Here is a 22,799-nt window from a genome sequence, read left to right on the forward strand (position 1 = left end):
AAAAAAAACACCTGATGTCTACTCATCAGGTGTGCCGCCACATCGGCTAGTTTTAAGATAAAGAGTATGGATAGGAGTGGAGAGAAACCATACGCTAATATTAGTATAACGTAATTGTAAGCGTTGTCAATGTTTCTCTCCTATTTTTTTCATTCTTTTTTCCTTTAACCGATGTAGGATTCATAATCGTGCTTTTCGAGCTGCTGCATGCCGGCCCGCCGGTCTTCTTCCGTACGGAACGTCAGCTGTAGCACGCCCATAATGTCCTCTCTCGTTTCAAGGATCCGTATATTGATAATACTGATCCCGGTGCGTCCAAGAATTCCGGTGACGTCCGAAATAACCCCGGGATGGTCCGGCACGTCGACAAACAGGTCATAAATGGACGGTATGGCTCCCTGTTTTTTCGCGGGCAGACCGTCACGATAGGATTTGGCGTGCTCAAAAAACTGGTATATCTGCTCTTTATCCCCCGCGGCAAGCATCTGTTCAATGGCACTCATCTGCTGCTTCCAGTCTTCCATCAGCTGACGCATGACGTCATTATTTTTCAGCAGAATATCGGTCCACATTTCCGGACTGGCTGAAGCGATTCTCGTAATATCCCGGAATCCGCCGGCCGCGAGCTTTGTCACCCAGGCCTGTTCGTCCTCCATTCCCTTCACCTGATGCACGAGTGCCGATGCTACGATATGCGGAAAATGACTGATTACTCCTGTCAGCAGGTCGTGCTGCTCGTAGGACAGCTCTATAAACTTTGCCTGCGTGCCCTGAAGCCAATCTTTGATCTCCCCGATCTTTTCAGAAGAGCCCAGACCGTTTGGCACCAGCACGTAGTACGCATTTTCAAACAGGCGGACACGGGCGGCATGGACGCCGCTTTTATGCGATCCGGCCATTGGATGGCCGCCGATAAAATGAACGTTTTTTCCCGAAAGAACGTCTGCCTGCTCGCAGATCGATGTTTTTGTGCTGCCGACGTCGGTAACGATTGCTCCAGGCTTTAAAGCCATGCCGGCCAGCTGCACGAGCAATTTCTCAGTGGTGGCCACCGGAGTGGCAAGCACAACCAGATCTGCATCTTTTACAGCCTTCTCCAGCTCCGGGGCAGCCTCGTCGATAACATTCAGGGATACCGCGAGCTTTGTCTGGGCTTCATCTACATCTGTTCCTGCAATATAAACACCGGGATGTTCCTGTTTGATGGCAAGGGCAATTGACCCTCCGATCAATCCCAGTCCGATAACTGCTGCTTTTTTCTGCATCTGTTTCCCTCCAGACCTCTCTTTGTTTCCATACATAAAAACACCCGGCCCCGAGCGGAGCCGGATTCCAGGTGTTGTCCGCTAAAGCCTGGCCTGCTGATGTTCAAGCACTTCACTCAGCGTCTGGCGGAAAGCTTCGTTCTGCTCCTCGGTCCCTATCGTTACACGGATCGATTCCGGATAGCCGAGGGCTTCTCCTGAGCGGATGATAATTCCCTTTTTCAGCATTTCGTCAAAAACAACGCTTCCTGCCACTCCTGTATGAATCAGCAGAAAATTAGTCTGCGAAGGCACATAGTCCAGTCCCAGCTCTTCACAGAAAGCCGTCATTTTATCGAGTTCAGTTTTATTTTTCTCCCGGCACTTTTCAATAAAACCGCGATCCTTCAAGGCAGCCGTTGCTGCCCGTTGGGCCACAGCTGTAACATTGAACGGAGGCCGGACCGGATCCAGAGACTGAATCAGTTCTTCATGGCTCACGCCGTAACCAACCCGGAGCGATGCCAGGCCATAGGCTTTTGAAAATGTACGCAAAAGAAGAAGGTTTGGGTATTCCTGCAGCAGCTTCAGCGTATCCGGATAATCCTTCGCGGTCACATACTCAATGTAAGCCTCGTCCGAAACAACCAGTACGTTTTCCGGAACCTGATCGAGGAACGCCACAAACGCTTCATCATTAATATAGGCGCCGGACGGATTGTTTGGATTACATACCCAGACAATACGTGTCTGTTCGTCAATCGCTTCAAGCATGGCATTCAGCTGATGCTCCCCGTCCACTGCCGGAATTTCACGGACCTCCGCTCCTTCAATGGCGGCATTATGCTTGTACTGCGAAAACGAAGGTACCGCCATAACGGTATTTGTATCCGGACCAAGCATGGCCCGGCAGAGCATTAAAATAACCTCGTCGGAACCAGCTCCAAACAGCAGCTGTTTTTCTCCGACATTCAGCTCTTCGGCCACTGCCTGGCGCAGTTCAGCTGCATAACCATCCGGATAAATTTCCGGATCGGCGGCCGCTTCTTCGATTGCCTGTTTGGCCTGAAGCGGAGCACCGTATGGATTTTCGTTGGATGCCATTTTATGGACAGTAGTCAGCCCAAGCTCCCGTTTTACTTCTTCTATTGGTTTTCCCGGCTGGTAAGGCGTCATGCCTTTAATTTGTTTTTTGATATACAACATTGTCACCTCGTCTTTGTATGCTGATTACTATCTTACGACGAAATTAGCGTGGAGACAAAGGTTTTAATTTCGTTCAGCGCCTGTTCCCGCTCTGTCTTTTCAGCCGAAACGAGTGCCTCCTGCTGTTCTTCGACGATTTTCATAATCGCACTGCCGACGACAATACCGTCGCTCACGCCGTCAAGCAGCTCCACCTGCCGGCGGTTGGATATGCCAAAGCCGACAGCGACCGGCACCGTGCTTGCTTCTTTTACTTTGCGGATAAACGCGTAGGCTTCATCCGGGAAGGCGTCCCTTGTACCAGTTACGCCAAGACTTGAAACGCAGTACAGAAAGCCCTGGGCCTGAGAGGCAATTTTTTCAATGCGGTGGGCAGACGTCGGTGCCACGAGTGAAATGACCGACAGCCCCTTCTCCCTGGCAACCTCACTGATAAAACTGCTCTCTTCCATTGGAAGATCCGGAATCAGCACCCCGTTAGCCCCGGCAGATGCCGCTTCTTTAACAAAAGTCTCTTCTCCCATACGGAGGACCGGATTCACATAGGAAAACACGACGACCGGAATCGTCAGTCCGCGTTCTCTCATCGTCCGGATCATGCGCAGAGCCCCTTTCAGGCTCATGCCTCCTTTAAGTGCGCGCTGGGCTGAGCGCTGAAGCAGCGGACCGTCAGCCAGCGGGTCAGAATACGGAATACCGAGCTCTAAAATGTGGGCGCCTGCCTCCTGAAGCGAAAGAGCAATCGAAATCGTCGCTTCTTCATGCGGATCCCCTGCCATAATAAATGGCACGAACAAAGGGTATGACGCCTGCGCTGCCGCTTCTTCCACAGTCAGCACGTTTGTTGCTTTATTCATCACTGCTCTCCCCTTCCATCCGGCGGCGGATCGTTTCAACGTCTTTATCTCCACGCCCCGAGAGGCATATGACGATTCGTTCACTTCTGTCCATCTGTTTAGCTTTTTCAAACGCCAGGTAAAGGGCATGGGAGGTTTCAATCGCCGGAAGGATGCCTTCTTTTTTTGTTAACAGCGAAAGTGCTTCCAGTGCTTCTTCATCTGTCACACCCGTGTATTCCACGCGGCCGCTTTCAGCCAGATGGGCGTGCTCCGGTCCAATGCCCGGATAATCCAGTCCGGCGGAAATAGAATACGGCTCAATGATCTGTCCATTTTCATCCTGGATTAAATACGTCAGTGACCCGTGGATCACCCCGCGGGTGCCTTTCGAAATCGTTGCTGCGTGCATAGCTGTATGAACGCCCATGCCGGCTGCTTCCGCACCGTAAAGCTTTACATCGTCTTGCAGAAACGGATAAAACATGCCGATCGCATTGCTTCCTCCTCCCACGCATGCTGCAATCGCATCCGGAAGAGACCCGCACCGCGTCTGCATCTGCCGTTTGGTCTCATCTCCAATAATCCGCTGATAGTTCCGGACAATCATTGGATATGGATGCGGACCAACAACCGAACCGATCAGATAAAACGTATCTTCAACGTTTGTCACCCAGTAGCGGATCGCTTCATTGGTGGCGTCCTTTAAAGTTTTGTTTCCGGACGATGCAGGCAGCACTTCCGCTCCAAGCAGCTCCATCCGGAAGACATTCAGTTCCTGCCGCTCCATATCTTCTTCACCCATAAACACCTTGCACTCCAGCCCAAACTTAGCACAGACGGTCGCCGTTGCCACGCCGTGCTGGCCGGCGCCTGTTTCTGCAACAATTTTTGATTTCCCCATCCGTCTGGCCAGAAGCACCTGGCCGATGGCATTGTTTAATTTATGGGCACCGGTATGAAGCAGATCTTCCCGTTTTAAATAAATTTCTGCTCCGCCCAGATGCTCCGTCAGGTGCCCCGCGAACGTCAGCGGGGTTTCCCGGCCGGCATATTCACGCAGAATGTCCTGGTACTCCTCGTGAAAGGATTCATCCTCCCAGGCAGCGTTAAATGCCTCTTCAAGTTCCTCTAGTGCATACATGAGTGTTTCCGGCACATACTTTCCGCCGTAATCCCCGTACCGTCCGTGTTCATCGGGATATATCTGCTGCATAGCTATTCAACCTCTTCTCTAATTGTTCTAATAAGCCGGCATCCTTTACTCCGTCTTTTTCGAGCCCGCTGGAAATATCAATACCCGCCGGATGATACGCAAGCAGGTCTTCAACATTTTCCGGACGGACTCCTCCTGCAATAAATAACGGAAGACGGTGGGCTTTTCCAGCTTTAATATAGCCGGGCACGTGCTCCCAGGCGAAGGATTCGCCGGAGCCCCCGAACCGGCCATCAACTTTGGCGTCGATGATGAAACCATCAACGTAATCCGCATAGGCATCGATCTGCTGATGAGTATATTCTCCGTGCGGGAGGGCTTTCCACACATCCTTCCCTGTACGGTGGCGGATGATCGCTGCTTCTTCCGGCGGTTCCTCACCGTGCAGCTGAATCACGTCCGCCTGTATTTCTTCAACGGTCGCAATCACTTTTCGCACCGGCGCATTCACAAACAGGGCTGTCACCTTTTTACCGTGCAGCGGATGAGCCTGCAGCCATTCGCGCACGGCTGTCGGCTCAACTTCCCGTTTCCCCGGGGCAAATACAAACCCTGCGAACGACGCGGAGGAAGAAGCTGCAAGCCGCACATCATTTTCGGAATGCAGGCCGCACATTTTAAACATCGGCGTCTGTGGAGGCATGGTTGCTCACTCCCCGCAGTTTTAGTAAAGCTTCTCGTACATCCGGCTGTCTCATCAGGGATTCTCCGACGAGTGCCGCCTCTGCCCCGAGCAGCTGCACATAATCGAGGTCTTCGTCTGTACGGATGCCGCTTTCACTCACGAGCACACTGCCTTCCGGTATAAACGAAGCTGCTTTTCCTGTCTGCCCGAGTTCTGTATGGAACGTATGAAGATCACGGTTATTGATACCGATAATTTCCGGCGTAAACTGATGGAGCAGGTCGTGCAGCTTTTCGGGCGAATGTGCTTCTACAAGCACCTCCATCCCGAGCTCGTAGGCCTGCTGGTATAATTCGTGCAGCTTTTCCGGGGCAAGGGCTTCTGCGATCAGTAAAATAGCATCTGCCCCCATCGCCGCACTCTCCTCCACCTGTCTGGCATCGATAATAAAGTCCTTGCGCAGTACAGGCAGAGAAGAGATTTTTTTGACCGCTGTCAGATAGCTGCTGCTCCCCTGGAAATACGTTTCATCCGTCAGCACCGACAGGGCGGCGGCGCCTCCCCGTTCATAGCCAAGGGCGATGGCTTCCGGATCGAAATCACTCCGTATCAGCCCTTTGGAGGGCGAAGCTTTTTTGACTTCCGCAATAATCTGTACGTTCGGCGGATCCTGCTGCAGTGCTTTTTTCAGTGAGTAAAAAGGTACATCGGGACGCTCGCCAATCGTAATACGGGAGAGTTCTTCCTGTTTGGTTTGCAGTATTTTTTCAAGCATACGTTGAATTAACCTCATTTCCCCGCAGGCGCTGCAGCTGCTGTTCGGCTTTACCCCCGCGGATGGCTTCTTCCGCAAGCTGTACACCGTCCGCGATAGTTTCTGCCCGGCCGGCAGCATAAAATGCAGCGCCCATGTTTAATAGTAAAATGTCTTTTGCTGCCCCAGTTTCTGATCCGTTAAAAATATTTTCGATCAGCGCTGCGCTTTCTTCCGCTGTTTCCACCTGCACTTCTTCAACGGGAGCTCTCGTTAGTCCCGCCTCTTCCGGCGTAATTTCATATTTCGTAATTTCACCGTCGCGAAGCTCTGTAATATACGTACTGTCTGAAATCGTCATTTCATCAAGTCCGTCTCTGCCGGTAACAAATAACGCCCGGCGCGCACCCAGGTTTTTCAGCACGTAGGCCATTTTCTCCCCGTATTCCCGGTCAAACACGCCGACCACCTGAATATCAGCGTTTGCCGGATTTGTTAACGGACCGAGCACGTTAAAGATTGTACGAAAACCCAGTTCTTTTCTCGGGGTGACGGCATGCTTCATCGCTACATGGTAGAGCGGGGCAAACAGGAAGGCCAGTCCTTTTTCCTGCAGAGCCTTTACCGCTTCCTCAGGTCCTGACTGCACGGGCACCTGCAGTGTTTCAAGCACATCGGCGCTCCCGCTTTTGGATGATACCGAGCGGTTGCCGTGCTTGGCGACCTTAATCCCCGCTCCGCTTAATGCGATCGCAGAAGCAGTGGAAATATTGTACGTTGAACTTACGTCGCCGCCGGTGCCGCACGTGTCGAGAAGAGAAGGCTCCTCATGCTCTAAAGAAAGGGCGTGACGGCGCATACTGCGGACAAATCCGGTCAGCTCTTCCACCGTTTCGCCCCGGAACCGCATGATGGTAATAAGACCGGCAATCTGGCTTGGTGTAGCCTCTCCCTGCATAATAAAGTCCATTGCCTGTTCCGCTTCCTGTTCTTTTAGTGTATGCCCCTCAATGCATTTATTCAACAGTGCTTTAAGCATGAATATTCTCTCCCTTCTCATCGGTGAACATTGCTTCGGCAGCGGCTACAGTACGGAGAAGAGCTGCTGCTTTATTCTGCGTTTCTTCGTATTCCGATGCCGGGTCCGAATCAGCAACGATGCCGGCTCCGGCCTGGACCTTTGCCGTCTGATTTTCCACAAGCATAGTCCGGATGGCAATGCAGGAGTCAATGTTGCCGTCAAAGCCCATATAGCACACAGCCCCGGCGTACATTCCGCGCCTGGTCGGCTCGAGTTCTTTTAAAATTTCCATTGCCCGGATTTTTGGCGCTCCGGAGACGGTTCCGGCTGGAAAAGCGGACTGAAGAGCCGCGACCGGAGAAACGAATGGGGAAAGCCTTCCTGTCACTTTGGAGATAATATGCATTACGTGCGAGAAGCGGACTGTTTCAAGCAGCACCGGCGTTTCCACCGTACCGTAGGAAGCAATCCGGCCAACGTCATTTCGCGCCAGATCAACGAGCATAAAGTGTTCCGCCCGCTCTTTTTCATCGGCAAGCAGTTCTTCTTCGAGTGCTTTATCTTCGCTGTCTGTCTGTCCCCGTTTGCGGGTCCCGGCAATCGGATGGATTTCCACGTGACCGTCGAGCACCTGCACGAGCCGTTCCGGAGAACTTCCCACCACTTCTGTTTCCCCGAGCCGCAGGTAAAACAAATAGGGCGACGGATTAATCATGCGGAGCACCCGGTAAAGGTCAAAGCCGCTCACCGTTGTCGGCAGCTCAAAACGCTGGGACAGCACCGTCTGAAATACGTCTCCGGCTACAATATATTCTTTAATTTTCTCCACTGCATCCATAAAGTCTTCCTTCGAATAATTAGACTGGACCCGGCTGAAGTCCACTGCTGTATTTTTTTCAAGCGGCGGGTACATTGCGGATCCGGAATTTCCGTTCTGAAGACTTTTTTGAAGCTTTCCGACCGTGGCCTTTGCTTCCTCAAAGCGTTTTTCAGTCTCTTTATCTGTATGTTCATCGTAATAGATGATCGTCAGCTCTTTGTTCGTCTGATCGAGCGCCATAATCGTGCTGCAGTACACAAAGTGTATGCGTGATTCCGGGGAGCTGTCCGGAGCGAGCTTCGGCTCGAACAATTCCACAGCATCGTACGAGAGGGCCCCGACAGCGCCGCCTTTAAATGGGAGATCCACCTCCGGCAGCGAAGGATCAATATAGTCTGTCGCCTGCTGCATGCAGGCTTCCAGATTAGAAGCTGTAAGTATGAGGGTGCCGTCCGTTTTCTCAAGACGGAACTCTCCTCCCTGTTCTACAATCCGATAGGAAGGATGAAGCCCGACAAACGAGTAGCGGGACCACGGAGAGGCTTCGTCTTTACTTTCCAGCAGATATACAGCGTCTTCCTGAAAGTGGCGAAACACATCGATGGGGGTGAGGGTGTCGGAAAAGTAATGCTCCATATAGGGAATTGTACGGTGGGACGCACACGCGTCAGTGAATGCCTGCTTCGTTGTTTTGGTCACGGTTTTTCCTCCTTTGATAGGAAAAGCATGCCAGAACACGAGAAAAACCTCTCTGCGGACAGAGAGGCATGATAGAAGAGAACCCTGCATATAACTACGCAGGATTTTTTGGTTAAATGTATTGTCAGGTATCTTCTATTCTCTGCTATTCTGCCTCTGCTCTTCTAACTCTCTATGCTGCCTCCGATGGCAGCGCTCATCTATACCTTAACTGTCGTTGCTCTAAACTTATACTTATCCTACTAGGAATCCTTCTGCTTTGTCAAACCAAGGTCCGGACGAAGCGCCACCGCTTCGTTTAAGAAGATATGCTGCACATCTTCTGCAGGTACATTTACTTCCGCAGTCATCATCACACGGATGCACCGCTCCAGGCTCCCGGGCACCGGAATTTCCTGGGCACACATTACCGGAACAAACTCCCACCCGGGAATTTTCCTCGCTGCTTTTGCCGGAAAAGCAGCATCGAGATCAGAAGTGACCGTAAACCAAATATGCGAGACCTGGTCCGCAGTAATGTGATTTTCCGCAATCATCTCCTCAAGCACGCGGCCGGTTTCCTCCCAGATCTCTTCTGCGCGGTTTTCTTTTACCGTTGTTGCTCCCCGTACACCTCGTATCACTGTTGTCACCTGCCTATTTGTAATAGCGATCGAGCAGCTGCCTGATCGTGTTTTCTTCCACTTTTGCTGTCATCGGCTTTCCCGGCTTCTCGAGCAGCACGTAATGGATCTCCCCGTGGGAAGCTTTTTTATCTCTTTTCATCGATTCCACTATCGTGTCAGCCGAAAGCCTTCCGGGTGCGTCCACCGGGTACCCGAGCGATTCGAGCCACGCTTTTTCTTTTTCCAGATCCCAGTGGCCTGCACCTTCGTTATTACTTACCGCAAGAGCAAACCACAGCCCGGCTGCCACTCCTTCTCCGTGAGTGATGCGCCCGTAGCCCATTTCTTTTTCCAGGGCATGGCCAAGCGTGTGCCCCAGATTTAAAAATGCACGCACGCCCTGCTCGCGTTCGTCTTCTTCGACAATACGCGCTTTAACTTCAATCGACCGTTTAATCCACGAAGCAACCTCCGGCGACTTCATGTCCTCCACGCTCTGTACGCGGGCTTTTAAATCCTGTAAAAAGGCCTCCCCGTCAAGGTAGGCGTGCTTGATCATTTCGGCAAAGCCGGAGCGCCATTCAGCGTCAGGCAGGGTATGCAGCGTCCCGGTATCATATATGACAGCCAGAGGGGGATGGAAAGCCCCGGCCAGATTTTTGCCTGCGTGCAGGTTAATCCCCGTCTTTCCACCCACGCTGCTGTCCTGGGCAAGAAGAGTAGTCGGCAGTTGAATATAGTCCACCCCACGCATGTAACCGGCCGCCGCAAAGCCGGTCAAATCTCCGGCCACTCCGCCGCCGAGCGCCACAAAGACTGACTTTCTGTCCATTTCGCTTTCCGCTGCGAATTCCCACAGCCTGGAAAGCTCCTCCACCGATTTGGACTGCTCCCCTCCAGGCATTACATAGGTGCTTACGGGAAGCAGACGGGCGAGCTGGCTTTCTGTTTCTTCCCGGTAAAGAGCGTCCACAGCCTCGTCCACGACGAGCAGGAAGCGGCTCTTGCCAGCTGTGGTTTCCTTTAAAACATCTGCAAGCTGATAGCGGAGCCCTTCCCCGATCATTACCGGGTAGCTTCTTTTCTCCGCCTGTATCTGCACAGTTTCCATCAGTTAAAAATCCTTCGCTTCCTGCACGTACTCTTCAAAGTTCCGGCGGATACGGTCCACATTATCTGTACCGAACATATCCAAAAAGGAGACGGCTACTTCAAACGCCACGACATTTTCCATTACAACCGAAGCAGCAGGCACCGCACAGCTGTCCGAGCGCTCAATGCTCGCTTTAAACGGTTCTTTGGAATCAATATCTACGCTTTGAAGTGGCTTATAGAGGGTCGGAATCGGCTTCATCACGCCCTGGATGACTACCGGCATACCGTTGGTCATCCCGCCTTCAAACCCGCCAAGGTTGTTGGTGCTCCGGTAATAGCCGTTCTGTTCGTCCCAGACAATTTCATCATGCACCTGGCTTCCCGGCCGGTTTGCCGCTTCAAAGCCGATACCGACTTCAGCCCCTTTAAAAGCGTTAATGCTTGCAACCGCACCGACGATTTTGCCGTCAAGCTTGTGATCATACTGCACATGACTGCCCAGTCCCACTGGCAGGCCTTCCACTACGGTCTGTACGACGCCGCCAATGGAATCGCCATCAGCCTTCGCCTTGTCGATCGCTTCCATCATTTGTTTTTCCGCTTCCGGATCCAGACAGCGGACCGGCGAAGCTTCTGATTTTTCCTGAAGGTCCTGCATAGAGGAATAAGACGTCTGTGCTGAATGGATACCGCCTATCGTAAGAACCTGGCCGCCAATTTCTATTCCGAAGGTTTTAAGAATTTTTTTCGCCAGCGCACCTGCCATTACCCGCGCAGTTGTTTCTCTCGCCGAGGAACGCTCGAGCACGTTTCTCATGTCACGGTGCCCGTATTTAATAGCCCCGTTCAGGTCTGCATGCCCGGGACGGGGGCGTGTAATTTTCCGCTTCACTTTTTCCGCTTCCTCTTCGGAGAGCGGTTCGGTGCCCATAATCTTTTCCCAGTGCACAAAATCGTCATTTTCGACGACCATCGTAATCGGCGCTCCGGTCGTTTTCCCGTGCCGGACCCCGCTTAAAAACTTCACTTTATCTTTTTCAATCTGCATTCTGCGGCCCCGGCCATATCCGCCCTGGCGTCTTGCGAGTTCCTGGTTGATATCTTCTTCAAGAAGCTCCATCTGCGCTGGGACTCCCTCAACGATCGTTGTCTGCTGTGGTCCGTGTGATTCTCCTGCGGTTAAAAATCTCATATGTGCCTTCTCCCCTTTGCTCCATACGTATCTCTTTAGTGCTTTTATGCAGTAAATGATAACATAATCCTCTATTTAGCGAAACTGCCTTCTTTCATCTTCCTGAAAAGCTTAGCTTTTTCGGTAAAAAAAAGTTCCGGCCGGCTCAAACTTATACTTTTCCGGATGAAACATCTGCTCTGTGCTTCCGACAAACAGCACACCTCCCGGACGCAGTGCGCCGTAAAACTGCTTATAAATATAATCCTTCGCTTCTTCTTTAAAGTAGATCATTACATTTCTGCAAATGATAACATCTACCTCCCTTACCGGATTGTCTGCAAGCAGATTCTGCTTTTTAAAGCGAATATCCCGGGCAGCCGCTTTTGTGTCAAACTGGTAGGCCGGCGGGCCCGCTTCGAAATATTTCTGCAGATATGCCGGTGGCACGTTTTCTACGGCACGGCTCGAATAGATACCCATCTGCGCCTGTTCCAGAATACGGCTGTCTATGTCTGTCGCCGTAATAGAAAAGGAGAACCCCGGAAATGTTTCTTTCATCATCATCCAAAGCGAGTACGGTTCTTCACCGGTAGAACACGCTGCAGACCATATGTGCGGATTACTGCGTTTGTTAAGTATTTCCGGCAGAATCGATGTCTGCAGCACCTCCCACCGGCAAGGATTACGAAAAAATTCAGAAACATTGATAGTCATCCGGTCAAGTATTTCCTTCAGAAGCGCTTCATCTTTTTGAAGCCCCCGTTCAATTAAATCTGTAAACGAATGAAAACCTTTTTTCTGTAAAAAGGAAAACAGCCGCTGCTTCATCTGCGCCTCTTTGTATAAGTGCAGATCCAGGCCGGTCATGCCCTTCATTTTTTGCACGAATGCACCGTAATCCTCATTCAATTGATTTTCCACTGCTCCGTTTTGTCTGCTTGGCATCATATCCCCACTTTGCTGAGTATCGTTATTATATCACGGCGGCCTTGTTTCTTCAGGTTCCGCCTAAAGATCTTTTTCATTATATCGACCAGCGAAAGGGGAATGTTCACTTGAAAAGCAGGTGCCGGTGAATTATAAAAAAAGCGGCCCCCAGCAGGGACACGCTTTAGATTAATATCTTTTCGCCCGTTTTTCCGCTTTGGAGTCCGCTACGACGAAGCAGGCGTGAATGGATGCCGGCACCCAGAAGACCAGGAGCAGCAGAAAATTGATAAATGCCTGAAACGGCCGGCCGACGATCAGCACCGCCACCGGCGGCAAAAGTATTGCCAGTAAATACATCATTAGTTATCACCCTTATCTTGAATTGTCTATAAGAGTGTATTCCCAGAAGCGTGGCAGATTAATCTTGTTTTACAGCCAGGCATCGATGGAACGTTCATATTCGAGCACTTCTTCCGGTTTAAAAAATAAACCGATCTCCCGGTCCGCGCTCTCAAGGGAATCTGAGCCGTGAATAACGTTTTTCTCCTTCACATGCCCGTAATCACCGCGGATCGTTCCCGCCGGTGCTTCTTTTGGATCTGTTTTCCCGATCAGCAGCCGGGAAATATGTATGGCATCCTGGCCTTCGAGTACTACGGCAAACACGGGACCCGACGTAATAAAACCGACCAGATCATTAAAAAAAGGCTTTTCTTGATGTTCTTCGTAATGCTTTTGGGCTAATTCAGGTGAAATGTGCATAAATTTACCGGCGGCGATTTTCAAGCCTTTTTCTTCAAAACGCTGAACAATTCTGCCAACCAGTCCACGCTGGACTCCGTCCGGCTTTACCATTACAAACGTGCGTTCACTTGTCATATTTCTTCCCCCATCCATTACTATTTACCAAAATTAGTATAGCAAAAGTTGAAAGCGTTAGCAATTACACGCTGGACGGGGAATTAATATTTTCTGCCGCCGATATACGCAGCAATGTCCTTTAAAGAATCCTTTGCCTCTATGTCCGGCAAAGTGGCGATAGCTTCATAGGCTTTCTCCAGATACCGCTCACTCATTTTCTTCGCATATTCGATGCCCCCGGAATTGGTGATTTCCGAAAGAATGCGGGACACCTGCTCTTCGTCGACAGCCTCTTCCTGAATGGCCGCACTGATTTTTTCGTGCAGCTGTGGATTCTGATGCATCGCATACAGCGCAGGCAGCGTTACATTTCCCTGCCTCAGGTCGCCCCCGGCAGGCTTTCCAAGCTCTTTTTCGCTGCCGGTAAAATCGAGAATATCATCGATAATCTGATAGGACATGCCGAGGTGATAGCCGTACCGGTAAAGCTGGCGCTGCGTCTTTTTTGATGCTCCGGCGCTTGCAGCACCGAGTTCACAGCCGGCCGCAATCAAAACTGCTGTCTTTCTCCGTATTCTGCGCAGGTACGTCCGCAGCGGCTGCTCCCAGTTGTACTGGTCCCGGATCTGTTCGATCTCGCCGACGCATATTTCGATCAGCGTCTTTGAGATAATTCGGTTGATCACAGGATCCCGGTAGTAGGCTGCGCACTCGACAGCACTTCCAAAGATATAATCACCGGTATACATCGCTACTTTGTTATCCCATGCTGCCTTGACTGTAGACTCGCCCCGGCGCAGCTCGGCGTCATCTATCACGTCGTCGTGAACAAGGGAGGCCATGTGTATCAGTTCAAGCGAAGCGGCAGCATGTTTGATATGCCCAATATCATAATTTCCAAATTTCGCACTTAGCAGCACTAAAACCGGCCGGATGCGTTTGCCTCCAGCTTTTAATAAATGATTCGACGCTTCAGTCAGGACGGTGTGCTTCGAATCCACCGCTTCTTCAAGCGTTTTTTCGATCACTTTAATATCCGGTTTTAAATCTCTGTACAGATCCATCAGCTTCATCTTATTCACCTTCAAAATAAATAATGCACCTCGTCTCCCGGCTGCAAAATATCTAAACTTTCAACTGCTTCATTTAAATATCCATACTTATAAGCGAGATGGTAATAATAAAGCAGGCCCTCCTGCTCCCTGGCTCCAAGCGTGAAATGAAGCCCCCGGAAGTACTCCTGCCAGTACGCCCTGCTGCCTCCGAGCTTGTGACTGTAATCACTGGCCATTCCGGCAAAATCGTCCTGCTGCGCAGTGCGGCGGCTTTGCAGAAAGTCGTGATGCAGAGCGGACCACGTGCTCCCGTCCTGTTGGAACGATTCATTTTGTACGGCAAATACAGCGTAAACCATCGGCAGGCCGGTATGAGCATACCACAACTCGCCGAGATCGTAACGGAACCAGTCACTTTCCTCCCAGGAAGCCTTGATGGCGTCATCGCCAATTAACAGGTAAGCATCGTTCTGCTCTTTCATTTTCACCGGGTCGGGTGCCTGTGTTCGATACTCCGCCTCTGTCACCTGATAGAATTCCTGAAGAATAATTTTCAGCAGGTGAACGCTTGTCGCACTTGTCGATGTCAAAGCAATCCGTCTCCCCGCAAGCTCTTCAAGAGGGTACCGGGAGTAGAACAAAATGGACCGTACTTTGCCGGCAGAAGCTACACAAAGAGACGGCAGAAGCGAAAGAGCACGCGTACTGGACCCAAAAGCAAACGAAGATACAGCGCTTCCGCTCAGCTTTTGTTCTTCGAGCTTTCGGTTCAGCGAAGCAGGTACGTCCTGTTCGAACCGTACCCCTTCCCGCTCGAGCTTTTGCCGGTCAAGATAATAAAAAAACGGTTTTGCATTCGTATATGCGATTTCTCCCATTGTTATGGACATAACCATCTCTCCAAATCGTATACATCTTCCCTACGCAGGTGTACATATTTTTACATTAAAATATCTCCAAGGGTAAATACTAATATCACAATACTGATAATCCCGTTCATGGGAAAAAAAGCGACCCCGACCTTCGACAAATCGTAAGGCTTCACCAGAGAATGCTCGTAGATCATGATCGCAGCAGCCGCGGCAACCCCCACAAGGTAAAACCAGCTGAGCGGCGATAGCAGATACAGGGCCAGAAGGGAAACCAGACTGACGAGATGGAACCCCCGGGAGATGTAAAGAGCTTTCGCAATACCGAAGCGGGCCGGGATGGAATTCAGCCCGACGCGCTTGTCATACTCCGCATCCTGTGTCGCATAAATAATATCAAATCCGCCAATCCACATCGCCACCGCCGTAAACAGCAAAAATGCCTCCGGCTGAAGCGTGCCGGTCACTCCTACCCAACCGCCAAGCGGAGCGATGCCAATTGTTACTCCTAAAAACAAGTGGCAGAGCCACGTAAAGCGCTTCGTGTATGAATAAAGCGTCATAAAAAAAACAGGAATTGGCAGAAGGTAGACCGCCAGCATGTTTAACTGAAACGCAGCGACAAATAAAATAAAAAAAGATCCAAGCACAAACAAAATGGCTTGACCTCGTGAAACGTCTCCTGCAGGAATGGCACGTGTTTCCGTTCGCGGATTACGGGCGTCTATTTCAGCATCAATCAGGCGGTTCAACGTCATTGCAGCGCTTCGGGCACCAAACATTGCCAGTGTAATCCAGATCCAGTCAGCAATGGAGGGCCAGGAGCCGTTGATCATCAGGCCGCCGAGCGCCGCTCCCAGAAAAGCAAACGGGAGGGCGAATACGGTATGTTCAAATTTTATCATTTCTAAAATAGTTTTAATTTTACTCATTGGTTCAACTTCCTTATCACTGTCATCTTATCATTTTTTGCGGGCGATATGGGCGCAGACTGTTCCGGCAGAATAAGGAGACATCTGCACCTGGCTGAACCCTGCTTCCATGAACATAACCCCAAGTGTTTCTTTCGAAGGAAAGGCCAAAGTTGATTCCTGAAGCCAGCGGTATTCGTCGTACCGGTTAATCAATACTTTTCCTATCACCGGCATGACCGATTGAAAATAAAAGGAATAAAATTTTTCCACGATGCTGTTTTCCGGCCAGGACGTTTCCAGGCACACAGCGGTGCCGCCAGGCTTCAGCACCCGCTCCATTTCCTTAAGCACCCGCAGATAATCGGATACGTTCCGTAGGCCGAAACCTATCGTTACGTAATCAAACGAGTTATCCGGAAATGGGAGACTGTTTACATTTCCATGTATTAAATCGATGTTTGCTAGCTGTTCCCGGTGCACTTTCTCCCTGCCGACTTCAAGCATTTTTTCACTGAAGTCGATGCCGGTGGCGCTGCCGCCTTTTCCTACTGCTTTACCAAGCTGAATCGTCCAGTCTGCCGTCCCACAGCATAAATCGAGAGCTTTTGCTCCGCGACGGACGTTCATCTGCTTCATTGTTTTTTTCCGCCAGCGCTTATGCAGCCGGAAGCTGATCACGCTGTTCATATGATCATAGTTGCCTGAAATAGACTGGAACACCTGATATACTTTATTTTCTTTTTGGGTAGCCATTATTGAAACCCCTTTTTACTCAATACCTACAGCTATCCATTCATCCATTAACGATTGCAGCTTATCAGAGAGCTGTTCGTCTTTTTCGACATGCTGATGAAAAAAGCTGTGTTCTTGATCGATTAATTGTTTTAATATTTGCTGTGCGCTTTGCGACTGGCCTTCCCAGTACTGTACCTGGGCGGCACAAGCTGAAAATTCTTCGGTACAGCCAAACCACTCCCATTCATGAAGCAGCCTCTTTAAGGCAAAAATAGACGAGGAAGCTACTGCAAGATGCGGGCGTCCATAAAAATGGATGACCGCTTCCACAATGCCCGCTTCACTCATTCTAAGTGTTTGAAGCATATCGGTATGGTCCCGGCACTCACCAAAATGCAGTTTCATTTTCGCTTCGTTCATGCTTCGGATTGCTGATGTAAAAACAAGAAGGATTTCCTGATGAAAGGCGGTACTGAGCAGACGGTAGTAAAGACTGCTCATCAAATCCCCGTTCAAAATCGTCAGCTGCCTTATTTTTTTGTCATCGCCGTCGTTATGCAGCTGAATCTGTTCATGAGCTTTAAATGCTGACTGCACAAGCAGTACAGCTGCAATTTGTTCCACCATCCGTTCCCGGGGCACTTTGGCTTCTCTTAACGCCTCAAGCAGAAGATGGATCGTCTCTTCGTGCGCTTCCGGCAGCCCGATTTTCTGCTCAATATACGAGTGCTGGGTCAGGCGCTGAAACTCTTTTTTTATTTCCTCTGCACATGGTGTCCAGTAGTTGTTCATGCCGCTTCCCCCAACCCCTTAAATGCTGGTGATTTCATTTCTTACGTCCTATGCTCTTCAATTATAGCACAGCCTCTTTGTTTCCAAGAAAGATTACGTTAATCTTCCCCGCTTCCTGCCTTCATTTCGCCGTAGCTTGTTTGTATAACCGCGTTGCCTCGCACCTTAATCGCAGATGTATGTTCGGTAAACTGCGCGATGAGTACTTCTCCGCCATCTAATTTTTCCAAGTGGTGAAAACGGGTGTCCTTGCCGCGGGTCAAGCCCATGACGTTGACACCGTCTTCTTCTGCCCGGATGACGATAAAATCATCTCCATTCTGCATTTAAGACCCTCCCTGTTTTCGGTTTTTGCCCATGGTAAAGCGCCTGCTCACTGCAGGCGCCCCTTTTTTATCTGCTGGTGATCAGTGCTTAATAAGCGACAGAACTTCGCTCCTTGCCGCCTGATCTCCTTCAAATGTTCCTCTCACCGCAGAGGTTACCGTCATAGACCCCGGCTTTTTCACACCGCGCATCGTCATACACATATGTTCTGCTTCCAGAACGACCATCACTCCGTGAGGTTCGAGTGTCGAAACAATTTCGTTTGCAACAGTATAGGTGATACGCTCCTGAAGCTGCGGTCGTTTGGCAATTGTTTCTACGGTGCGGGCCAGCTTGCTGAGACCTGTCACCATTCCGCCTTTCGGGATGTAGGCTACGTGAGCCTTACCGAAAAAAGGAACTAAGTGATGCTCGCACATCGAAAAAAACGGAATGTCTTTTACCAGAACCAGTTCCTCGTGATCTTCCCCAAATACGGTTTTTAAATGCTCGTTCGCTGATTCATGCAGCCCGGCAAAAACCTCCTGGTATAAACGCGCTACTCTATCCGGGGTGTCGAGCAGGCCTTCGCGGCCGGCATCTTCGCCAACGCCCTCAAGAATCAGCCTGACACCTTCTTTTATTTTTTCATGATCGAAATTAGCCACCGTAAGTCCTCCAATCAACTTCTGCTGCCTTCAGCCGCTGCTGTTTGTCTTGAAAAATTTTAGCACAAGCCCTATTAGAAAGCAAAAGGGGCGCCTTTAAACGTAACCGGCGCATTAATTATTATCATCAAGCAGCATGATGGAGTGCTCTTTTTCATTTTTCTTCCCGCGCTCCATCAGGGATTTCGCCATTTTTTCCGGTGGCACGTGTTCAAAGAGTACTTTGTACAACCCTTCCGTAATTGGCATCTCCACTCCAAGAGAGCGGGACCAGTGGTATACAGCTTCAGTTGTGCGCACACCTTCAACGACCATCCCCATCTGCTCCAGAACGTCTTCGAGGCTTTTACCTGAACCGATTTGATTTCCAGCCCGCCAGTTCCGGCTGTGTTCACTTGTGCATGTAACGATCAAATCCCCAAGACCCGAAAGGCCGGTAAAAGTAAGCGGCGATGCGCCAAGATGGGTACCAAGCCGGGTGATTTCCGCCAGCCCTCTTGTCATTAAGGCAGCTTTTGCGTTATCGCCGTATCCAAGTCCTGACGTAAGACCGATACCAAGGGCAATAATATTTTTCAGTGCCCCGCCAAGCTCGACACCGAGAAAATCATCATTTGTGTATACACGGAAAGCCTGGTTCATAAACAGCTCCTGCACACGGGTCTGGACCTGCTCAGACGTGCCTGACACCGCGACAGTGGTCGGCTGCTGCTCTGCCACTTCTTCTGCGTGGCTTGGTCCTGAAAGCACTGCCATTCCCTGAAAGGACAGACCCGCCCACTCTTCTTCGAGAATTTGCGACACCCTTAAAAACGATTCAGGCTCGATACCTTTAGCCGCGTGTACAATAATAGTATCCTGCTGAAGATACGGCATTAAGTCCCGGGCGATTTTTCTGACTGCTCCGCTCGGGACCGCAAGAACAATGTAGGAAGCCTCTTCTGCTGCTTCCTTTATGTCAGTGGTAGCCATTATATTTTCCGGCAGTACAATCCCTTTTAAATAGCCTTCATTTCTGTGAGTGGTATTAATCTCTTCAGCCAGTGCTTCTCTTCGGCACCAAAGGCGCACCGTGTGCTGATTTTGTCCCAACACGGAAGCCAGGGCCGTTCCCCAGCTCCCTGCTCCAATAACAGCTGCCTGTTTCTTCATGTTTTTAACTCCTTTTATCCTTCACTGCTCTTTTTATACAATGAACTTTCATTGCCACGCAGCAGGCGGACGATATTTGTACGGTGCTTCCATATCGAAAGAAGGCCGAGAAAAACGGTTAAATACAAATAGGTCTCTGGATGTCCGTTGGTCGACTGGGTATAGAAAACCGCCACCGGGGTTAACACAGCAAACAACAGAGAGCCAAGAGACACGTAACCGGTAACTGCAATCGCTGCAATCGCTATAATCCCGACATAAATTGCCGGAAAAAAGACGAGTACACTGATAACTCCGATGGCCGTTGCCACACCTTTGCCTCCGCGGAAGCCAAAATAGACCGGCCAGTTATGCCCAAGTACAGCGGCAAGACCGCCAAGAGCGGGAGCCAGGCCATCCACCTGGCTTAACGACAAAAACCCGGGCAGCAGGGCCGAGGCTGTCCATTGGAAAAAGAAGCCGAGCCAGACCGCCACCATTCCTTTCAATACGTCCAAAAGCAGTACCACCACCGCCCATTTTGTTCCGAGAATCCGGCGGGTATTGGTAGCGCCGGCATTGCCGCTTCCAACAGAACGGACGTCCACCTTTTTTATATGCTGTACAAATAGATAACTAAAACTAACTGAACCGATTAGATAGCCAATCACAACTGCAAGAATTACTCCCATTGCACTCTCCCCTTACCAAACCATTTCCGTCTGCTATTCGTTTTTCTTTCTGGCCACAATTCGAAGCGGTGTGCCTTCAAACGAGAAAGCTTCGCGGCATTTGTTTTCCAAATACCTGCGATATGAAAAATGCAGAAGCTCCGGGTCGTTCACAAATAACACAATAACCGGAGGGCCTGAGGCCACCTGTGTTGCAAAATTAATACGCAGGCGTTTGTTACTGTGGGTTGGGGTCGGATTCATAATCACCGCATCCATAATAACTTCATTCAGCACATTGGTAGGCACCCGTACGTGATGATTTTCAGCCACCTGCCGCACTACCGGCAGAAGGTTCTGCATTCTCCGCTTCGTCTTCGCAGACAGGAAAACGATCGGTGCATAGTCCAGGAACTGGAACTCCTCCCGGATTTCTTCGGTGAACCGGTGCATCGTTTTGTCGTCTTTTTCCACCACATCCCATTTGTTAACTACAATAACGATAGCCCGGCCGGAGTCGTGCGCGTAGCCTGCTACTTTTTTGTCCTGCTCCCGGATACCTGCTTCTCCGTCCAGAATGACGACAGCTACATCGGCCCGTTCCATGGCACGCATCGCCCGGAGAACACTGTATTTTTCTGCTTTTTCATACACTTTCCCCCGCCGGCGCATACCCGCCGTATCAATGATGCTGTATTTCTGTCCGTCTTTTTCGAACTCTGTGTCCACCGCATCCCTCGTCGTACCGGGAATGTCGCTCACAATAACGCGTTCTTCTCCGAGTACTGCGTTCACGAGAGAGGATTTCCCCACGTTCGGCTGGCCGATGACTGCCATATGAATCGTATCATCGTCCTTTTCTTCTTCATCCTCCACGGGAAACCGTTCGAGCACTTCATCAAGCAGATCACCGAGGCCGAGGCCGTGCGAGCCGGAAATCGGGAATACTTCTCCCAGGCCAAGGGAGTAGAACTCATACATCTGCTCCCGCATTTCATAGTTGTCTATTTTATTCACGGCCGTAATGACCGGTTTTTTGGATCGAAGCAGAATATCTGCGACTTCTTCATCTGAAGCCGTAATGCCGTCCCGCCCGTTCACGATAAAAATAATGACGTCAGCCTCGTCGATAGCAAGCTTAGCCTGCTCCCGAATTTGAGTGAGCAGCGGTTCATCATTCAGTTCGATGCCTCCGGTGTCAATCACGTGAAAGAAGCGATGCAGCCATTCACCTTCCCCGTAAAGCCTGTCTCTTGTAATACCCGGCTCGTCTTCGACGATAGCCATTCGTTCTCCGATAATACGGTTGAATATTGTTGATTTGCCGACATTTGGCCTGCCGACAATGGCGACTGTAGGTTTTACCATCATTTTGATTCCTTTCTGTCTCTAAATCTATCTTCATTATCATAACATGAAACAGATCCGTTCCTCTCCCCCAAATTTGTATCCGGCGGGTAAAACAAGGAAAAAACCAGGCACGCAAAATGCGCCTGGTTGCTTTTACTTAATTTATATCGAACGCCGGCTGTATACAGACGTATCAATGCCGCGTTCTTTCAGCCAGTGGGCTGTTTCTCCGCGCAGAACAATTGGAGCCCTTTGCAGCTCATTAATGTTTTGAGCCCCGACCGCTGTCATTACTGTTTTCAGCTCCTCCTGCACCTGCCGGAGAAAAGAAGCAGCGCCCTCCGCTCCGCTGTCTTTCGCTTCCCGGAGGACGGCGCCTGCCATTCCGCTGGCACTGCCGCCAAGCGCAATAATCCTTGCGACGTCCAGGCCGTGCCTTACGCCTCCTGAACCGATAACACTCCCAGGATGCCAGGCGTGCACGGTTTCGGCGATGGCAGCTGCTGTCGGGATCCCCCATTGATCGAAAAAAGCAAACGGACGCTCCCGTCTTTTATTTTCAATCATGGAAAAATTTGTGCCCCCGCTGCCGCCCGCGTCAATAACGGCTACTCCGGAGCTGCGCAGCTTGGCTGCCGTTTCAAAAGAAATGCCAAACCCTACTTCTTTTACAATTACCGGAACAGAAAGCTCATTTGCAATACGTCCGATCCGGTCCAGGGCCCCCTGAAAATCCCTGTCACCTTCAGGCATAACAAGCTCCTGAATGACATTTAAATGAATCTGAAGGGCATCAGCCTGAATCATTTCCACCGCCTGAGCTGCCTGCTCGACGCTTACTTCACTTCCTGTATTGGCAAAAATAACACCGTCAGGATTTTTTTCCCGTACGACTTTGTATGTATAGGATTCCTGCTCATTTTTGATGGCCGATGTTTGAGATCCGACTGCCATAGCAACGCCGGTTGCTGCTGCAGCTTCTGCCAGTGACGCGTTAACAGCGGCTGTTTCGCTGCCGCCTCCACCCGTCATTGCATTAATAAGAATCGGCGAACTTAACGAAAGTCCGCCGATTTCTACTGATGCATCTGTATAAAGAGAAGCTGAGTCAGGCAGACTTTGATGGACAAATTGAATGTCATCTAAACTGCTTTCGGCTGAAAAACCTGTGGATAAAGCATATTCAATGTGATCCTGTTTCCGCCTAGCCCGCGACACAAGC

General features: G+C 50.4%; 25 protein-coding genes. All 25 read right to left on the reverse strand.

The features are described 5' to 3' along the window. Positions 1 to 164: 164 nt before the first annotated feature. The 25 genes from BLV22_RS03185 to fni all read right to left on the reverse strand — a co-directional run bounded on the left by BLV22_RS03185 (position 165) and on the right by fni (position 22,795). Complete coding sequence (locus BLV22_RS03185; protein ID WP_091611175.1) at positions 165 to 1,265, reverse strand: prephenate dehydrogenase; 1,101 nt, start codon at positions 1,263 to 1,265, stop codon at positions 165 to 167. 81 nt (positions 1,266 to 1,346) lie between these two features. After that, a complete protein-coding gene (gene hisC / locus BLV22_RS03190; RefSeq protein ID WP_091612266.1) occupies positions 1,347 to 2,447 on the reverse strand; it encodes a histidinol-phosphate transaminase in 1,101 nt (366 codons plus the stop codon). Between the two features lie 35 nt (positions 2,448 to 2,482). Further along, on the reverse strand, positions 2,483 to 3,307 hold the full coding sequence (trpA, locus tag BLV22_RS03195; protein ID WP_091611178.1) for a tryptophan synthase subunit alpha: 825 nt from the start codon (positions 3,305 to 3,307) through the stop codon (positions 2,483 to 2,485). Next, positions 3,300 to 4,502 (reverse strand): tryptophan synthase subunit beta, encoded by a 1,203-nt coding sequence (gene trpB, locus BLV22_RS03200; protein ID WP_091611180.1) that lies wholly within the window; start codon positions 4,500 to 4,502, stop codon positions 3,300 to 3,302. The genes trpA and trpB overlap by 8 nt, the downstream gene beginning before the upstream one ends. After that, entirely contained in the window at positions 4,480 to 5,145 is a 666-nt protein-coding gene (locus BLV22_RS03205) for a phosphoribosylanthranilate isomerase (RefSeq protein ID WP_091611183.1), read from the reverse strand. The genes trpB and BLV22_RS03205 overlap by 23 nt, the downstream gene beginning before the upstream one ends. Then, positions 5,120 to 5,902: an indole-3-glycerol phosphate synthase TrpC gene (gene trpC / locus BLV22_RS03210; protein WP_091611185.1), complete on the reverse strand. Its 783-nt coding sequence runs from the start codon at positions 5,900 to 5,902 to the stop codon at positions 5,120 to 5,122. Before trpC ends, BLV22_RS03205 begins: the two co-directional genes overlap by 26 nt. Continuing rightward, positions 5,895 to 6,920 carry an anthranilate phosphoribosyltransferase gene (gene trpD / locus BLV22_RS03215; RefSeq protein ID WP_091611188.1) on the reverse strand — a complete coding sequence of 342 codons (1,026 nt, stop codon included), beginning with the start codon at positions 6,918 to 6,920 and terminating at the stop codon, positions 5,895 to 5,897. The genes trpC and trpD overlap by 8 nt, the downstream gene beginning before the upstream one ends. Further along, positions 6,913 to 8,421 (reverse strand): anthranilate synthase component I, encoded by a 1,509-nt coding sequence (trpE, locus tag BLV22_RS03220; protein ID WP_342706662.1) that lies wholly within the window; start codon positions 8,419 to 8,421, stop codon positions 6,913 to 6,915. The genes trpD and trpE overlap by 8 nt, the downstream gene beginning before the upstream one ends. Before the next feature lie 242 nt (positions 8,422 to 8,663). After that, complete coding sequence (gene aroH, locus BLV22_RS03225; protein WP_091611194.1) at positions 8,664 to 9,044, reverse strand: chorismate mutase; 381 nt, start codon at positions 9,042 to 9,044, stop codon at positions 8,664 to 8,666. A 13-nt stretch (positions 9,045 to 9,057) separates the two neighbouring features. Beyond that, positions 9,058 to 10,137, reverse strand: coding sequence for a 3-dehydroquinate synthase (aroB, locus tag BLV22_RS03230; protein WP_091611197.1), 1,080 nt, complete (start codon positions 10,135 to 10,137; stop codon positions 9,058 to 9,060). A gap of 3 nt (positions 10,138 to 10,140) precedes the next feature. Then, positions 10,141 to 11,313 (reverse strand): chorismate synthase, encoded by a 1,173-nt coding sequence (aroC, locus tag BLV22_RS03235; RefSeq protein ID WP_091611199.1) that lies wholly within the window; start codon positions 11,311 to 11,313, stop codon positions 10,141 to 10,143. Between the two features lie 111 nt (positions 11,314 to 11,424). Then, positions 11,425 to 12,240: a CheR family methyltransferase gene (locus BLV22_RS03240; RefSeq protein ID WP_091611202.1), complete on the reverse strand. Its 816-nt coding sequence runs from the start codon at positions 12,238 to 12,240 to the stop codon at positions 11,425 to 11,427. A 171-nt stretch (positions 12,241 to 12,411) separates the two neighbouring features. Next, complete coding sequence (locus tag BLV22_RS03245) at positions 12,412 to 12,585, reverse strand: YqaE/Pmp3 family membrane protein (RefSeq protein ID WP_091611204.1); 174 nt, start codon at positions 12,583 to 12,585, stop codon at positions 12,412 to 12,414. A 69-nt stretch (positions 12,586 to 12,654) separates the two neighbouring features. Beyond that, a complete protein-coding gene (gene ndk, locus BLV22_RS03250) occupies positions 12,655 to 13,104 on the reverse strand; it encodes a nucleoside-diphosphate kinase (RefSeq protein ID WP_091611207.1) in 450 nt (149 codons plus the stop codon). Positions 13,105 to 13,187: 83 nt separating this feature from the next. Further along, positions 13,188 to 14,159, reverse strand: a complete 972-nt coding sequence (gene hepT, locus BLV22_RS03255; RefSeq protein ID WP_091611210.1) for a heptaprenyl diphosphate synthase component II — start codon at positions 14,157 to 14,159, stop codon at positions 13,188 to 13,190. 11 nt (positions 14,160 to 14,170) lie between these two features. Then, on the reverse strand, positions 14,171 to 15,031 hold the full coding sequence (locus BLV22_RS03260; protein ID WP_176967629.1) for a menaquinone biosynthesis protein: 861 nt from the start codon (positions 15,029 to 15,031) through the stop codon (positions 14,171 to 14,173). Positions 15,032 to 15,081: 50 nt separating this feature from the next. Continuing rightward, complete coding sequence (locus BLV22_RS03265; protein ID WP_091611215.1) at positions 15,082 to 15,942, reverse strand: UbiA-like polyprenyltransferase; 861 nt, start codon at positions 15,940 to 15,942, stop codon at positions 15,082 to 15,084. A gap of 30 nt (positions 15,943 to 15,972) precedes the next feature. Next, entirely contained in the window at positions 15,973 to 16,677 is a 705-nt protein-coding gene (locus BLV22_RS03270) for a demethylmenaquinone methyltransferase (RefSeq protein ID WP_091611218.1), read from the reverse strand. 15 nt (positions 16,678 to 16,692) lie between these two features. Beyond that, on the reverse strand, positions 16,693 to 17,451 hold the full coding sequence (locus BLV22_RS03275) for a heptaprenyl diphosphate synthase component 1 (RefSeq protein WP_091611221.1): 759 nt from the start codon (positions 17,449 to 17,451) through the stop codon (positions 16,693 to 16,695). A 98-nt stretch (positions 17,452 to 17,549) separates the two neighbouring features. Then, positions 17,550 to 17,777: a trp RNA-binding attenuation protein MtrB gene (gene mtrB / locus BLV22_RS03280; protein WP_091611224.1), complete on the reverse strand. Its 228-nt coding sequence runs from the start codon at positions 17,775 to 17,777 to the stop codon at positions 17,550 to 17,552. Between the two features lie 81 nt (positions 17,778 to 17,858). Then, positions 17,859 to 18,425: a GTP cyclohydrolase I FolE gene (folE, locus tag BLV22_RS03285; RefSeq protein WP_091611226.1), complete on the reverse strand. Its 567-nt coding sequence runs from the start codon at positions 18,423 to 18,425 to the stop codon at positions 17,859 to 17,861. Positions 18,426 to 18,539: 114 nt separating this feature from the next. Then, positions 18,540 to 19,577 (reverse strand): NAD(P)H-dependent glycerol-3-phosphate dehydrogenase, encoded by a 1,038-nt coding sequence (locus tag BLV22_RS03290; protein WP_091611229.1) that lies wholly within the window; start codon positions 19,575 to 19,577, stop codon positions 18,540 to 18,542. Between the two features lie 14 nt (positions 19,578 to 19,591). Further along, entirely contained in the window at positions 19,592 to 20,248 is a 657-nt protein-coding gene (gene plsY, locus BLV22_RS03295; RefSeq protein WP_091611232.1) for a glycerol-3-phosphate 1-O-acyltransferase PlsY, read from the reverse strand. A gap of 33 nt (positions 20,249 to 20,281) precedes the next feature. Then, positions 20,282 to 21,595: a ribosome biogenesis GTPase Der gene (gene der, locus BLV22_RS03300; protein WP_091611234.1), complete on the reverse strand. Its 1,314-nt coding sequence runs from the start codon at positions 21,593 to 21,595 to the stop codon at positions 20,282 to 20,284. A 144-nt stretch (positions 21,596 to 21,739) separates the two neighbouring features. Then, positions 21,740 to 22,795 (reverse strand): type 2 isopentenyl-diphosphate Delta-isomerase, encoded by a 1,056-nt coding sequence (gene fni, locus BLV22_RS03305; protein ID WP_091611237.1) that lies wholly within the window; start codon positions 22,793 to 22,795, stop codon positions 21,740 to 21,742. Positions 22,796 to 22,799: the final 4 nt, after the last annotated feature.

The organism is Marinococcus luteus (genome assembly GCF_900106595.1).
Lineage (GTDB): Bacteria > Bacillota > Bacilli > Bacillales > Marinococcaceae > Marinococcus > Marinococcus luteus.